The sequence below is a fragment of the Pseudomonas sp. R3-41 genome (assembly GCF_054161485.1).
Map to the genome: position 1 here is coordinate 1,179,988 of NZ_CP096421.1, position 13,602 is coordinate 1,193,589.

Genomic DNA, 13,602 nt, shown 5'->3' on the forward strand with positions numbered 1-13,602 from the left:
AGGCAGGCTGCTGTCTCGTTCGACAGCAGCGGATGACGAGCGCTAACGCGCGATGTTACTGCAGGCTGGCATGCAGGCGGCGTGCTGCCTCCTGGCCGCTGAGCCATGCGCCTTCGACCCGGCCGGACAGGCACCAGTCGCCGCATACATACAGGCCCAGGTCGGCATCGGCCAGGGCGCCCCATTCGTGGCTGCCGGCGGGGCGGGCGTAGAGCCAGCGATGGGCCACGCTGAAGCTCGGGGCGGGCATCGCACTGTGCAGCAGTTCAGCGAACGCGCCGTGCAGGTGTTCGATCACCGCTTCCTTGGACAGGTCGATGTGCTGCCGGCTCCAGTCGCTGGTGGCGTGCAGTACCCAAGTGTCGAGTTTGCTGTCGCGTCCCGGTTTGCTGCGGTTGCGTGCCAGCCAGTCCAGCGGGCTGTCCTGCACGAAGCAGCCTTCCATGGGCGTATCCAACGGTGTTTCGAAAGCCAGCGCCACGGCCCAGGTCGGGTCCATCTTCACGCCGGCGGCCACCGCAGCCAGTTTCGGTACGGCCGCCAGCAACGCGGTGGCCTGGGGCGCGGGTGTGGCAATCACCACTTGGCCAAAGGGGCCATGGGTGAAACCTTCCGCGTCCTGCAGATGCCAATGTTCCTGGCCGCGGTAGACCTCGGTGATCCGGCAGGAAAACTGCACTTGCAGCTTGTCGAGCAAGGCGCGGGTGATGGCGCTCATGCGCGGGGTGCCGACCCAGCGGGTCTGCTCGTCCGGCGATGGGCTCAATTGTCCATTCTGGAAGTTGTAGAGCTGCGGGTTCCATTCCGCGGCCCAGCCGTTGGCTTGCCAGCGCTGGACCTCCGTGACAAAGCGGCGGTCGCGAGCGGTGAAGTATTGCGCGCCCATGTCCAGCGCGCCGGCATCGCTGCGCTTGCTCGACATGCGTCCGCCACTGCCATGGCTTTTATCGAAGAGTTGAACGACATGCCCGGCCTCCGTCAGGGCCTGGGCGGCTGAAAGTCCGGCGATGCCGGTGCCGATGATTGCGATAGGTACAGTCATGAGGGCCTCGTTTACCTTTCTGTACAGACTACGCCGTCGATTAAACCTGTACAATTTTGGTTTTTGGTATAAGTTTTACCGTTCGCGTTTGGACAGGTTGTCCTATTGTTAAACACAGACCCTGTCCGATACGAAAAATCCCTACCTATAAAAATAGACTAATGGGCCGGGTAAAACGCGATGCGAGGAACATCTCATGCACATATTGCTGACCGGCGGTACTGGTTTGATCGGACGTCAGCTCTGCCGCCTCTGGTTGCAGCAGGGGCATCGCTTGACGGCATGGAGTCGTCGACCCGAAGAGGTGGCGAAAATCTGCGGGACATCGGTGCGGGGCGTCGCCAGGCTCGACGAAATTGACGAGCCGGTGGATGCGGTGGTCAACCTCGCAGGAGCACCGATTGCCGACCGTCCCTGGAGCCATAAACGCAAGATGCTGTTGTGGAGCAGTCGCATCACGTTGACCGAAGTTTTGCTGGCGTGGCTGGAGCGTTGCGAGCAGAAACCGCAGGTGTTGATTTCCGGTTCCGCGGTGGGTTGGTACGGCGATGGTGGCGAGCGTGAGTTGACCGAGGAGTCGGGGCCAGTGAGCGAAGATTTCGCCAGCCAGTTGTGCATCGCCTGGGAAGAAACCGCGCAGCGGGCCGAGGCCTTGGGCCTGCGCGTGGTGCTGGTGCGTACCGGCCTGGTCCTGTCTGCCGAGGGCGGCTTTTTGTCGCGGCTGCTGCTGCCGTTCAAACTGGCGCTGGGCGGGCGTATCGGCAATGGTCGGCAGTGGATGCCATGGGTTCACATTGACGATCAAATCGCCCTGATTGATTTTCTTCTGCACCGCACCGATGCCAGCGGTCCTTATAATGCGTGCGCGCCGAACCCGGTGCGCAACCGCGATTTTGCCAAGGCCCTGGGGCGCGTCTTGCATCGGCCGGCCGTGGTGCCGATGCCGGAGCTTGCGCTGAAGGTCACGCTGGGGGAATTGTCCTTGCTGTTGCTCGGCGGCCAGCGCGCCACGCCGGCCCGATTGCAGGCGGCGGGTTTCACATTCCGGTTCACTGATTTGCCCGCGGCCCTGGAAGACTTGTCCAGCCGCCTTTGAAATAGGACGTTGCATGACCGATCACGCGTTGCTTCTGGTGAATCTGGGTTCGCCTGCCTCCACCTCGGTGGCCGATGTGCGCCGCTACCTCAATCAATTCCTGATGGATCCGTATGTCATCGACCTGCCATGGCCGGTTCGGCGCTTGCTGGTATCGCTGATCCTGATCAAGCGTCCCGAGCAGTCGGCCCATGCCTACGCCTCGATCTGGTGGGAGGAGGGTTCGCCGCTGGTGGTGCTCAGTCGCCGGCTGCAACAGGCCATGACCGCGCAGTGGACCCAGGGCCCGGTGGAGCTGGCGATGCGTTATGGCGAGCCGTCCATTGAATCGGCGCTCGTGCGGCTGGCGAGCCAGGGACACAAGAAGATCACCTTGGCGCCGTTGTACCCGCAGTTCGCCGACAGCACCGTGACCACGGTGATCGAGGAGGCCAAGCGGGTCGTGCGGGAAAAGAAACTCGATGTGCAGTTTTCGATCCTCCAGCCGTTCTACGATCAGCCGGAATACCTCGACGCCCTGGTCACCAGCGCCAAGCCGTACCTGATGCAGGAACACGATCATCTGTTGTTGAGTTTTCACGGCCTGCCGGAACGGCACCTGACCAAGCTCGACCCAACGGGGTTCCATTGCTTCAAGGATGCCGACTGCTGCAAGAACGCGCCGCCGGAGGTCATGGCCACCTGTTACCGCGCGCAATGCATCCGTACGGCCGAACTGTTCGCCCAACGCATGGGACTGGCGGACGGCAAATGGTCGGTGTCGTTCCAGTCGCGCTTGGGACGGGCCAAGTGGATCGAACCCTACACCGAGGCGCGCCTCGATGAACTGGCTAAAAGCGGCGTGAAGAAGGTGTTGGTGATGTGCCCGGCGTTCGTCGCCGACTGCATTGAAACCCTGGAGGAAATCGGCGATCGCGGCCGCGAGCAGTTCCGCGAAGCGGGAGGGGATGAATTGGTGTTGGTGCCTTGCCTCAATGATGAGCCGCAGTGGGCGAAGGCGTTGAATACCCTTTGCGAACGGGCGCCCATCGCTCTATAGAATTCAAGGGCCCCATCGCGAGCAGGCTCGCTCCCACATTGGATCTTTGTCGTTCACAAAGTTTGTGTACGCTGAGGATCAAGTGTGGGAGCGGGCTTGCTCGCGAAGAGGGCCTGTCAGACAACAGAACTTTTAAATCAGCGGCTCATCCACCTTCTTCTGCTTCCAACCGTCATTACCCGGCAGCAGCAGGTTCAGCGCGATCGCCACCACCGCGCACAGCGCGATGCCTTTGAGGCCGAAGTCGTCCGGGCCGGTGCCGGTGCCCACCAGCACACCGCCGATGCCGAACACCAGCGTCACCGAAACGATCACCAGGTTGCGCGCCTCGCCCAGGTCGATCTTGTGGCGGATCAGCGTGTTCATGCCCACCGCCGCAATCGAACCGAACAACAGGCACAGTATCCCGCCCATCACCGGCACCGGGATGCTTTGCAGCAGCGCGCCGAACTTGCCGATGAACGCCAGGCTGATGGCAAAGATCGCCGCCCAGGTCATGATCTTCGGGTTGTAGTTCTTGGTCAGCATCACCGCGCCAGTGACTTCGGCGTAGGTAGTGTTGGGCGGTCCGCCGAACAGGCCGGCGGCAGTGGTGGCGATGCCGTCGCCGAGCAGCGTGCGGTGCAGGCCGGGTTTTTTCAGGTAGTCGCGACCGGTCACGCTACCCACGGCAATCACGCCGCCGATGTGCTCGATGGCCGGCGCCAGGGCGACCGGCACGATGAACAGGATCGCCTGCCAGTTGAACTCCGGTGCGGTGAAGGCCGGCAGGGCGAACCATGGCGCGGCGGCGATTTTCGCGGTGTCCACGACCCCGAAGAAAAACGCCATGGCGAAGCCCACCAGCACGCCGGAAATGATCGGCACCAGGCGGAAAATGCCTTTGCCAAACACCGCGACAATCAGGGTGGTGAGCAGGGCCGGCATCGAAATCATCATCGCGGTCTGATAATGAATCAGCTCGGTGCCGTCGCCGGCCTTGCCCATCGCCATGTTGGCGGCAATCGGCGCCATGGCCAGGCCGATGGAGATGATCACCGGGCCAATCACCACCGGCGGCAGCAGCCGATCGATGAACCCGGTGCCCTTGATCTTCACCGCCAGGCCCAGGAAGGTGTAGACGAAACCCGCCGCCATCACGCCGCCCATGGTCGCGGCCAGGCCGAACTGGCCCTTGGCGAGAATGATCGGGGTGATGAAGGCAAAGCTCGAGGCCAGGAACACCGGTACCTGGCGCCCAGTGACGACTTGGAACAGGATCGTTCCCAGGCCGGCGGTGAACAGCGCCACGTTAGGGTCCAGCCCGGTGATCAGCGGCATCAATACCAGCGCGCCGAAGGCGACGAACAGCATCTGGGCACCGGACAGGATCTGGCGCCAGAGCGGATCGTTGAACTCGTCTTGCATGCTCAAGCGTCCTTCTGCTTGGTGCCGAAGATCTTGTCGCCGGCATCGCCCAGGCCCGGGATGATGTAGCCATGTTCGTTGAGTTTCTGGTCGATGGACGCGGTGTAGATGGTCACATCCGGGTGGGCGTCCTGCACGGCCTTGATGCCTTCGGGGGCCGCGACCAGCACCATGGCGCGGATGTCCCGGCAACCGGCTTTTTTCAGCAGGTCGATGGTGGCGACCATGGAGCTGCCAGTGGCGAGCATCGGGTCGATGATCATCGCCAGGCGCTCGTCGATTTCCGGCACCAGTTTTTCCAGGTAGGTATGCGCTTGCAGGGTCTGCTCGTTGCGAGCCACGCCCACGGCGCTGACCTTGGCCCCGGGGATCAGGCTCAGGACGCCCTCGAGCATGCCGATGCCGGCGCGCAGGATCGGCACCACGGTGATTTTCTTGCCGGCGATTTTCTCGACCTGGACCGTACCGGCCCAGCCGTCGATGTCATAGGACTCCAGCGGCAGGTCCTTGGTGGCTTCGTAGGTGAGTAGGGCACCGACTTCCTGGGCCAGTTCACGGAAGTTCTTCGTGCTGATATCGGCACGGCGCATCAGGCCGAGTTTGTGTCTGATCAGCGGGTGGCGGATCTCGAGGATGGGCATGGGGAAGGCTCCGGCGGCGGGCAAAAAAAACCGGCCTAGATTAATCTATCCGAGGGTGTTGTCCTATAGACAATACAGAACGTTAGTCCACAAACGCTTGATCTGGCCGGGCGGGATGCGTACCTTTGCCGGCTTTTCCGAACCCTGCCCCTTGGAGAGCGCCATGTCCGCTGATCTCGAGCATATCCGTCAAATCATGCGAGAGGCTGACTGCCTGTACACCGAAGCCGAAGTCGAAGCGGCCATCGCCCGTGTCGGTGCGCAAATCAACGAGCAACTGGCCGATGCCAATCCGGTGGTGTTCTGCGTGATGAACGGCGGGCTGATTTTCTCCGGCAAGCTGTTGACCTACCTGAACTTCCCCCTGGAAGCGTCCTACCTGCACGCGACGCGTTATCGCAACGAAACCAGCGGCGGCGATCTGTTTTGGAAAGCCAAGCCGGAAGTCTCGTTCATCGACCGCGACGTGCTGATCATCGATGACATCCTCGACGAAGGTCACACCCTGGGCGCAATCATCGACTTCTGCAAACACGCCGGCGCCCGTGCCGTGCACACCGCCGTGCTGATCGACAAGGACCATGACCGCAAGGCGCGGCCGGACTTGAAAGCCGATTTCGTCGGCCTGCCATGCATCGACCGCTACATCTTCGGTTATGGCATGGACTACAAAGGTTACTGGCGCAACGCCAATGGCATCTTCGCCGTCAAGGGCATGTAATCGATGACTCGGCCAAGCTTTCTGGAACAAGCGCTGTTCGATGAGTTGGCCGAGAAAGCCGCGGCCAATCCTCGCGGGCGGCAGCACCATAATTTCCATGGGATGGATGAGCCGTGCCATCGCATGGCGGTGGGTTTGCAGCCTTCCACCTACATCCCGCCGCACCGTCACCTGAGTGCCGACAAGGCGGAAACCTTGCTGGTGCTCAAGGGCCGATTGGGGGTGTTGATTTTTGACGAGGCCGGTGCGGTGGTGGACAAGCGCATCCTGCAGGCCGGCGGCGATTGCCTCGGCGTCGACCTGCCGGCTGGCGTGTATCACGGCTTGGTGGTGCTGGAAGCCGACAGCCTGATGTTCGAATGCAAGGCCGGCCCTTACCGGCCCGTGGGCGAGGGCGAACTTGCTCACTGGGCGCCCCGCGAAGGCGAGCCTGGCGTAGCGCAATACCACGCCTGGATGGGCGCCCAATTCGCCTAGCACCTGTGGCCTGAGAGCTTTTGTGGCGAGGGAGCTTGCTCCCGCTTGGGTGCGGAGCACCCACCTGCAATTGCACAACTCCACCCCAAGGGGCTGCTACGCAGCCCAGCGGGAGCAAGCTCCCTCGCCACAAAGGCTCCCTTGCTACAGATCAGGCCAGCCTTGCTTGAGTCGCGCTACCGGCTAGCCATTTTTCGCTCTTGACCCGCGCCTGCTCCAAGGTCTGCACATACGCCAACTGACGTTGTTCGCGATGAATGCCAGCGCGGCGCAGTTTCAGGCGTACCCGGGGCGCGGTCGCGACCAGGATCAGGCCGATGCCGTGCTTGCGGTAATCCTTCAGGATATTTTCCAGCGCGGCCAGAGCGGTCATGTCCAGCATCGGCACGGCGCTCATATCCACGATCACCACCCGAACGCCCGGGTCGAACCGACGCAGCACATCCAGGGCCTTTTCCGCCGCGCCGAAGAACAGCGGCCCGCGAATCCCGTAGCAACGTACATGCTCGGGCATGTCCAGCAGGGCCTGGTGGAAGTGGCGCGGCAGCTCGGCGCTGTCGGTCAATTCGCTCATGCGCTTGATGAACAGCCCGGCGGCCAGCAGCAGGCCGACGGCGACGGCCAGGACCATGTCGAACAGCACCGTCAGGCCCAGGCAGGTCAGCAGCACCAGCACGTCGCTGCGCGGGGCGATGCGCAGGGTGTGCAGCACATGCCCGGCTTCGCTCATGTTCCAGGCGACCATCACCAGCAGCGCGGCCAATGCGGCCATGGGCAAATAACTGAACAGCGGCGCCAGCAGCACAATCGCCACCAGCACCACGAGGCTGTGGATGATCGCGGCCAGCGGTGAAGAGGCGCCGCTGCGCACATTGGTGGCGCTGCGGGCAATCGCGGCGGTGGCGGTGATGCCACCGAACAGCGGCGCCACCAGATTGCCCAGGCCCTGGCCCATCAACTCGGCGTTGGGGTCGTGCTTGCTGCCGGTCATGCCATCCGCCACCACCGCGCACAACAAGGATTCGATGGCGCCGAGCATGGCGATGGCAAAGGCGGGCGCCAGCAGTTGGCGGATCAGGTCATAGGAGAGGATCAACCGATGCCCCTGGCCGTCCGGCAGGTTCCAGGGCCAGTCGAAGCTCGGTAAGAAAGGTGGGATGCCTGGGTGAACGATGCCATCGACAACGTAGCTGAACCGTTCGCCCAGCGTCGCGATCGGCCATCCGCCGCTTTCCATCGCCAGCCCAAGCAGCGTACCCACCAGCAGGGCCACCAGATGCCCGGGCACCCGGGGCACCCAGCGCGGCCAGGCAATCAGCACCGCCAGGCACGCGGCGCCGATGACTCCATCGCCGAGACGGGCACCGGGCAGCGCCACGAGCAATTCCCCCAATTGTTCGATGTAGTGTTTGGCTTGGCCTGCGGTGGTCAGCCCCAGCAGGTCCTTCAGTTGCAAGGTGGCAATGACCACGCCAATACCTGCGGTGAAACCGAGGATGACCGGGTAGGGAATGTACTGGATCAAACGGCCGGCGCGCATCAGGCCCAGGGCGATCAGGATCAGGCCGGCAAGCATGGTGCACAACAAGAGGCCGCCGAGGCCGTATTGCTGGGTGATGGGCAGCAGGATGACCACGAACGCCGCTGTCGGCCCGCTCACGTTGAAGCGTGAGCCGCCAGTGAGGGCGATCAGCGGCGCTGCCACCAACACCGTGTACAGGCCGTGCTGCGGCGGCACGCCGACGGCAATCGCCAGGGCCATGGCCAGGGGGATGGCGATAATGCCGACGGTCAGCCCGGCCACCAGATCGCCGCGCAGGCGTTCGAGGGTGTAACCGGCCCGCCAGGTTTGGCGCCAGGCGGCGAACAGCGGTGGGGCGGAAAAAGACATGGGCACTCCACACAAAATGAACGGGCGTTACATCTGGATCTGCCGAACAACGATCCCTGTGGCGAGGGAGCTTGCTCCCGCTCGGCGGCGCAGCCGTCGTAAAACGGGTCGACGCGGTTTGCCAGGGGAATCGCAGTCGCCTGTTGTTTGGGGCGGCTGCGCCACCCAGCGGGAGCAAGCTCCCTCGCCACACGGGCATGCGCCAGTGAGATCGAAGCGGATGCCCACTTTGAGTATGCCGCGCCCGCTGCCCGGATGTATTGATCCGGATCGCTTATTTTTACCGCCGGTGCTCATGCTAGAGTGCCCGGCCAAGACCCAGGAGCTTGCCATGCGTGTATCGATCCGCCGTTGCGCCATTTTGTTGTTGATCGCCTGTCTGCCTTTGACGGCCGTGGCCGCGCCGATGCACAGCCAGTTCCTGCCACCGGATGACCTGGTGGTGCGCCAGGAACAACCTGAACAGCAGCAGTTGCTGCAAGTGACCGAATATTCGGTGGTGCTGGGTAACCAGCGCCAGTCTAACCAGCAACCGATCCCGGTCACTTCGCCCCTGCTGGTCCGTCTCAAGGGCAAGCCCTTGAACAAAGGAGCGACCGTCAGCCAGGTGATCCTCAACTTCGACGGCGAAAGCAAAAGCCTGAAGAAGCCAGTCTTCGATGAGGCGAGCAAGACACTGACGCTGTCTTATCCACAGGCCCAGTACCGGGTGGTCATCGATCTGCTGCGCAACAACACGGTTTATGTGCAGTTCCTCACTTACGCCAACGGCCATATCTGGGCCGACCTGCACACCGGCGCCGAACGCCCGCGTTGAGCCCCGGGGCCTGCCGGGGGTAAACTGCCCGCCCCGTGAATTGTGCGAGTTGGAGCCGGCAATGCGTAAAGACAAGAAACAAGTGATTGGCGACGAAATTGGCGATGAGCAGATCAAGCTGTTCCTCAATTTCGAACCGGTCGATGCCACTTCGCCGTCGTTGCACAAACTGATCAAGGCCTACCGTGGCCTGCGGGTCGACGATTTCGAGCGCTTCCTGACGTTCTTCGTCGAGGCCGGCCATGACCTCGATGGCAAGGATGAGCACGGCAACGATTTCGTTGCGCTGATCAAGGACCAGCGTAATGCCGAGGAATACATCGAGTTGATCAACAAGGCGCGCGGCTGAATCAACGCCTATCAACGCTCTTCGGAGCGTTGAATATTCCGGTTGAACGCAACTAGCTTCTTTTTTTTACATCGCACTGAAAGGTTATGTCACCATTCGGGCTGTTCTGTTTTACTTGAAATTCCATTACTTTTGCACTCGAAGCCAAGTGGCTTTTACGTCATTGTCTTAATGGAGTTGTATGTATCATGGAAGATCAAAAAAAGTATATCGCCAGCGTGCTATTGTCCTTGGCGGCGTGTCTGGCAAGTTTCGCGGCCTGTGCGCGGGATGAAGTTGTCAATGTCGAGATTCACAATGCCACGGCAGACGATATTGTTCCTGGGAGCGGCTTTAGTTGGACTAATTATTGGGCCGGTTCGGGCCACAATTTTTGGATAGTCCCGGGTGAGAGCCAGGAGCTGACGTACTATCTGCCCCAATCGCGCGCCGAGCGAGAGGCCCTCAGCTACACGCAAGACAGTCGCATCTGCCATTTCAGCTTTGGGCATGTCGCACGAACACCGGTCAGTGAAGGGGCAATGCCTTATCGTCGTTGGGTCAATGCGGAGCCGACGGATTATTGTGTCGCTCAATTGATTGATGTAGAAGATGATGACGACTATGTTCGCAACGGTGGAACACGCATCAAATTCACCATGAAATAACACCGCGGAAAATAAAAAGCCTCCCGTTTTGCACGGGAGGCTTTTTACATTAACGGCAAGGTATCAGGCGTAACTGTGCGCCTTGCTGTCTTCGACCAACTCCAACGCAATGTTGTTCTGCACATTGATCTTGCGATACAGCGCCGCGTCGGTTTCCAGCACTTTTTCCCGTGCCGGAAAGATCTCCGCGAGCTTGGTAGCCCACTCGCCCTTGGCCTTGTCCGGGAAGCAGCGCTCGATCAGTTCCAGCATGATCGACACGGTCACCGATGCACCCGGCGATGCGCCGAGCAGGGCGGCGAGGGTGCCGTCCTTGGCTGCCACCAGTTCGGTGCCGAATTGCAGGACGCCACCTTTCTTCGGGTCTTTCTTGATGATCTGTACCCGTTGGCCGGCCACTTCCAGGCGCCAGTCTTCGGCTTTCGCCTCGGGATAGAAGCGACGCAGGGATTCCAGGCGCTGTTCCATGGACTGCATCACTTCGCTGATCAGGTACTTGGTCAGGTCCATGTTGTCCCGGGCCACGGCCAGCATCGGGCCGATGTTGCCGGCACGTACCGACAGCGGCAGGTCCATGATCGAGCCGTGCTTGAGGAACTTGGTGGTGAAACCGGCGTAGGGTCCGAACAGCAGGGATTTCTTGCCATCGACCACGCGGGTGTCCAGGTGCGGCACCGACATGGGCGGCGAACCCACGGCGGCCTGGCTGTAGACCTTGGCCTGGTGGTGCTTGACCACTTCCGGGTTGTCGCAACGCAGCCACTGGCCGCTGACCGGGAAGCCGCCGAAGCCCTTGCTTTCCTCTATGCCCGAGGCTTGCAGCAGCGGCAGCGCCGCGCCGCCGGCGCCGAGGAATACAAACTTGGCGTCGACTTCGCGGGTGCTGCCGGAATTGACGTCCTTGATGCTCACGGTCCAGCCGCTGCCGTTGCGCTTGAGCCCGGTAACGCGCTTGCAGTATTTGACTTGGGTGTCCGGGGCGCTGGTCAGGTGCTTGAGCAACTGGTTGGTCAATGCGCCGAAATTGACGTCGGTACCGTTCATGACGCGGGTGGCGGCGATGACTTCATCGTCTGGCCGGCCAGGCATCATCAACGGCATCCACTCGGCCATCTTGGCCTTGTCTTCGGTGTATTCCATGTCGGCGAAAGCGTGATGCTGGTGCATCAACTCGAAACGCTTCTTCAGGAACGCCACGCCTTTCTCGCCTTGCACGAAGCTCAGGTGTGGCACCGGGGCGATGAAAGACTTGGAGGAGCCGAACGTGCCTTTTTTGGTCAGGTACGTCCAGAACTGTTTCGACACCTCGAACTGGGTGTTGATGTGCACGGCCTTCTTGATGTCGACAGTGCCGTCGGCCGCCTGGGGCGTGTAGTTGAGCTCACACAGCCCGGCATGGCCGGTACCGGCGTTGTTCCACGGGTTGGAACTCTCCGCGGCACCGGAATCCATCAGCTCGACGACTTCCAGCGAGATCGCGGGGTCGAGCTCCTTGAGCAGCACGGCCAGGGTGGCACTCATGATGCCGGCCCCTACCAGAACTACATCGACTGCTTCGTTATGCGCCATTTAACGCGTCTCCAAAATCTGCAGCACCAAATTGTCGGCATAGCGGCCAGGAGTGGCGGGGCAGGTCAGTTGCGCCCCAGTGATCCATGGCCAGGATCGCCATGTCCGAATCTTCGCAATTTTTCGCACCTACTGCGGATGCATGCAGCCTGGCCTCAAGAGTCACATGAACTCATTTAAGCGCCGGGCAGGCAATTCGACTTATGGCCGAGACATCCGTTCGTGCAACCAAATCCGTAGCGGACAGGCTTCAGGCGCCGGTTCTTGAGCGATATCCGGTCCTGTGTCGTTGGGCTGTTTCAGACGCCAATGGTGCTTGTTCAGACGCAAAACTCTTCATTTGCTCGCCACACTCTCGTGAAGTTGTGAAAACCCGTTTTTTCACGCTCTTTTGAAGACGTGAACCTCAAAAAAGGGCTGTCCCAGCCTGGCACTGCGCCCGGTTTGGTTGCCCCCATGGAATACATGACAGGCAAAACGGGCAGACAGCTCAGTGACCGAGCGTAATGACAGCTCTGCAGATTCGCGAAAAGTGGTGATTTGCCTGGAGGAACAGCAAGCGCGCCAGCTTCACTCGATCTGTGTGGGCGGCTCTCTGTGGGCGGTGCGGGGTGCCAATACCAGCGCATCAGCGGTGTTGCGCGGCCCGATCAGGAGACGTCCTTATAATCGGGGGGAGATTGTATCGAAGAAACGCAGGGAAATGGTCGTGTTTAATGACTTTTATTAGCCGTCCGGTCAGATGGTCAACAGTTGCCGGTTGCGTGCGCGGGCACGAAGCGGTTGCACGCGGGCGCTGGCGGGCAATGGCTGGTGCAACCAGTTGAGACGGATCTCATCGATTTCCACCCAGCCTTCGCCCATGGGTTGCAGGCTGCACTGCTTGAACGCCTGGCAACGGCCGTTGCGATCGAGCAGGGCGAAGCTGCGGTGATGAGGGCGCGGGGTGAACAGCGAAATGAGGAAGCGCATGAGCGGATACCGGGTCAGGAAGCTTGAAGCAAGCCTGACAGCGGGCCATGACATACCGGTGTAAGGATCGTGACAATGGGGTGACAGGAACCGGCAATCACGGCCCGTGTCAGACATTTCAGTATTCATCGTATGACGCTAGTTCACGGCGATGGCGCACCGCTATACTGCCGGCCTGTTTGTGCCCGATTCTGGAGAGAAGAGCATGTTGCAACGCCTGTTGTTCGGTTTGATCGCTGTGACCAGTCTGACCCTCGTCGGCTGCGCCCACAGCCCGCAACAACTTAACCCGGAGCCCAAGCTCAATGCCCAACTGGCGCCAGTGGGGCGTGGCCAGCCGGTGGTGGTGCGGGTCGTGGACGGTCGTCCGTCGCCGACGCTCGGCACCCGCGGCGGGTTGTACCCGGAGACCAGCGTGATCACGGTGCAGGGCGCGCAGATCCTGCCCAAGCTGCAGGCCCAGGCTGAAGCGGCGGTGCGTTTGCTGGGCTTCACGCCGACGGCCAACGCCTTGAATGCACCGCAACTGACCGTGACCCTGGCCGAGCTCAAGTACCAGTCGCCCAAGGAAGGCATGTACGTGACCGAAGCCACCATCGGCGCGACCTTCCGCTCCGACGTGCAGAACGCCAACCGCCGCTACAGCGGTCGCTACGGTGCGTCCCTGGACCAGCGCTTCGGCATGGCGCCTAACCAGGACACCAACACCAAGCTGGTCAGCGACGTCTTGAGCGATGCCCTGACCCGGCTGTTCAAGGACCCGACCATTGGCCAGGTGCTGGCTGAGTAAGTAACAACCCCCTATCCCCTGTGGGAGCGAGCTTGTGTGGGAGCGGGCTTGCTCGCGAAGGCGGTGGGCCAGATGCATAAATGTTGACTGGCACAACGCTTTCGCGAGCAAGCCCGCTCCCACACCGACTCGCTCCCACAGGGT

The 13,602-nt window shown here is 61.4% G+C and carries 14 protein-coding genes; 8 read left to right on the forward strand and 6 right to left on the reverse strand.

What is annotated here, in order from left to right; all coding sequences use genetic code 11:
- Nucleotides 1-55: 55 nt before the first annotated feature.
- Nucleotides 56-1,042, reverse strand: coding sequence for an NAD(P)/FAD-dependent oxidoreductase (locus M1D99_RS05325; protein ID WP_434574358.1), 987 nt, complete (start codon nucleotides 1,040-1,042; stop codon nucleotides 56-58).
- A gap of 196 nt (nucleotides 1,043-1,238) precedes the next feature.
- Between M1D99_RS05325 and M1D99_RS05330 the strand changes: the two genes are divergently transcribed.
- Nucleotides 1,239-2,138 (forward strand): TIGR01777 family oxidoreductase, encoded by a 900-nt coding sequence (locus tag M1D99_RS05330; RefSeq protein ID WP_458131478.1) that lies wholly within the window; start codon nucleotides 1,239-1,241, stop codon nucleotides 2,136-2,138.
- A 13-nt stretch (nucleotides 2,139-2,151) separates the two neighbouring features.
- Nucleotides 2,152-3,177, forward strand: a complete 1,026-nt coding sequence (gene hemH / locus M1D99_RS05335; RefSeq protein WP_434574359.1) for a ferrochelatase — start codon at nucleotides 2,152-2,154, stop codon at nucleotides 3,175-3,177.
- 132 nt (nucleotides 3,178-3,309) lie between these two features.
- Here hemH and M1D99_RS05340 read toward each other — a convergent pair whose 3' ends face one another.
- Both M1D99_RS05340 and upp read right to left on the reverse strand, forming a co-directional pair.
- Nucleotides 3,310-4,584, reverse strand: a complete 1,275-nt coding sequence (locus tag M1D99_RS05340; protein WP_411385621.1) for a uracil-xanthine permease family protein — start codon at nucleotides 4,582-4,584, stop codon at nucleotides 3,310-3,312.
- 2 nt (nucleotides 4,585-4,586) lie between these two features.
- Complete coding sequence (gene upp, locus M1D99_RS05345) at nucleotides 4,587-5,225, reverse strand: uracil phosphoribosyltransferase (RefSeq protein ID WP_186705021.1); 639 nt, start codon at nucleotides 5,223-5,225, stop codon at nucleotides 4,587-4,589.
- A gap of 163 nt (nucleotides 5,226-5,388) precedes the next feature.
- On the opposite strand from upp, the gene M1D99_RS05350 reads away from it, so the two are divergent.
- Together M1D99_RS05350 and M1D99_RS05355 are read left to right on the forward strand one after the other, a co-directional pair.
- Nucleotides 5,389-5,946 carry a hypoxanthine-guanine phosphoribosyltransferase gene (locus M1D99_RS05350; protein ID WP_053125250.1) on the forward strand — a complete coding sequence of 186 codons (558 nt, stop codon included), beginning with the start codon at nucleotides 5,389-5,391 and terminating at the stop codon, nucleotides 5,944-5,946.
- 3 nt (nucleotides 5,947-5,949) lie between these two features.
- On the forward strand, nucleotides 5,950-6,423 hold the full coding sequence (locus tag M1D99_RS05355) for a WbuC family cupin fold metalloprotein (RefSeq protein WP_458131479.1): 474 nt from the start codon (nucleotides 5,950-5,952) through the stop codon (nucleotides 6,421-6,423).
- 151 nt (nucleotides 6,424-6,574) lie between these two features.
- On the opposite strand, the gene dauA is transcribed toward M1D99_RS05355, so the two are convergent.
- Nucleotides 6,575-8,314 carry a C4-dicarboxylic acid transporter DauA gene (gene dauA, locus M1D99_RS05360; RefSeq protein ID WP_458131480.1) on the reverse strand — a complete coding sequence of 580 codons (1,740 nt, stop codon included), beginning with the start codon at nucleotides 8,312-8,314 and terminating at the stop codon, nucleotides 6,575-6,577.
- A gap of 331 nt (nucleotides 8,315-8,645) precedes the next feature.
- On the opposite strand from dauA, the gene M1D99_RS05365 reads away from it, so the two are divergent.
- From M1D99_RS05365 to M1D99_RS05375, 3 genes are all read left to right on the forward strand, one after another.
- Nucleotides 8,646-9,131 carry a hypothetical protein gene (locus M1D99_RS05365; RefSeq protein WP_186705024.1) on the forward strand — a complete coding sequence of 162 codons (486 nt, stop codon included), beginning with the start codon at nucleotides 8,646-8,648 and terminating at the stop codon, nucleotides 9,129-9,131.
- A 61-nt stretch (nucleotides 9,132-9,192) separates the two neighbouring features.
- Nucleotides 9,193-9,480, forward strand: a complete 288-nt coding sequence (locus tag M1D99_RS05370) for a PA4642 family protein (RefSeq protein WP_186705025.1) — start codon at nucleotides 9,193-9,195, stop codon at nucleotides 9,478-9,480.
- A gap of 188 nt (nucleotides 9,481-9,668) precedes the next feature.
- Nucleotides 9,669-10,127, forward strand: coding sequence for a hypothetical protein (locus tag M1D99_RS05375; protein ID WP_458131481.1), 459 nt, complete (start codon nucleotides 9,669-9,671; stop codon nucleotides 10,125-10,127).
- Between the two features lie 63 nt (nucleotides 10,128-10,190).
- On the opposite strand, the gene mqo is transcribed toward M1D99_RS05375, so the two are convergent.
- Both mqo and M1D99_RS05385 read right to left on the reverse strand, forming a co-directional pair.
- Entirely contained in the window at nucleotides 10,191-11,696 is a 1,506-nt protein-coding gene (gene mqo, locus M1D99_RS05380; RefSeq protein WP_434574366.1) for a malate dehydrogenase (quinone), read from the reverse strand.
- Nucleotides 11,697-12,434: 738 nt separating this feature from the next.
- Entirely contained in the window at nucleotides 12,435-12,668 is a 234-nt protein-coding gene (locus M1D99_RS05385) for a hypothetical protein (RefSeq protein WP_014340171.1), read from the reverse strand.
- Nucleotides 12,669-12,873: 205 nt separating this feature from the next.
- Between M1D99_RS05385 and M1D99_RS05390 the strand changes: the two genes are divergently transcribed.
- The gene (locus M1D99_RS05390; RefSeq protein ID WP_003205489.1) at nucleotides 12,874-13,458 is read left to right on the forward strand and encodes a YajG family lipoprotein; all 585 of its coding nucleotides are present in this window, start codon (nucleotides 12,874-12,876) and stop codon (nucleotides 13,456-13,458) included.
- The last annotated feature ends 144 nt before the right edge of the window (nucleotides 13,459-13,602 follow it).

Coding starts and splice junctions, on each gene's coding strand:
- M1D99_RS05375 (WP_458131481.1), top strand. CDS start 9,669: ATGGAAGATCAAAAAAAGTATATCGCCAGCGTGCTATTGTCCTTGGCG.
- M1D99_RS05365 (WP_186705024.1), top strand. CDS start 8,646: ATGCGTGTATCGATCCGCCGTTGCGCCATTTTGTTGTTGATCGCCTGT.
- M1D99_RS05340 (WP_411385621.1), bottom strand. CDS start 4,584: ATGCAAGACGAGTTCAACGATCCGCTCTGGCGCCAGATCCTGTCCGGT.
- M1D99_RS05330 (WP_458131478.1), top strand. CDS start 1,239: ATGCACATATTGCTGACCGGCGGTACTGGTTTGATCGGACGTCAGCTC.
- M1D99_RS05355 (WP_458131479.1), top strand. CDS start 5,950: ATGACTCGGCCAAGCTTTCTGGAACAAGCGCTGTTCGATGAGTTGGCC.
- M1D99_RS05350 (WP_053125250.1), top strand. CDS start 5,389: ATGTCCGCTGATCTCGAGCATATCCGTCAAATCATGCGAGAGGCTGAC.
- M1D99_RS05370 (WP_186705025.1), top strand. CDS start 9,193: ATGCGTAAAGACAAGAAACAAGTGATTGGCGACGAAATTGGCGATGAG.
- mqo (WP_434574366.1), bottom strand. CDS start 11,696: ATGGCGCATAACGAAGCAGTCGATGTAGTTCTGGTAGGGGCCGGCATC.
- M1D99_RS05325 (WP_434574358.1), bottom strand. CDS start 1,042: ATGACTGTACCTATCGCAATCATCGGCACCGGCATCGCCGGACTTTCA.
- M1D99_RS05385 (WP_014340171.1), bottom strand. CDS start 12,668: ATGCGCTTCCTCATTTCGCTGTTCACCCCGCGCCCTCATCACCGCAGC.
- upp (WP_186705021.1), bottom strand. CDS start 5,225: ATGCCCATCCTCGAGATCCGCCACCCGCTGATCAGACACAAACTCGGC.
- M1D99_RS05390 (WP_003205489.1), top strand. CDS start 12,874: ATGTTGCAACGCCTGTTGTTCGGTTTGATCGCTGTGACCAGTCTGACC.
- hemH (WP_434574359.1), top strand. CDS start 2,152: ATGACCGATCACGCGTTGCTTCTGGTGAATCTGGGTTCGCCTGCCTCC.
- dauA (WP_458131480.1), bottom strand. CDS start 8,314: ATGTCTTTTTCCGCCCCACCGCTGTTCGCCGCCTGGCGCCAAACCTGG.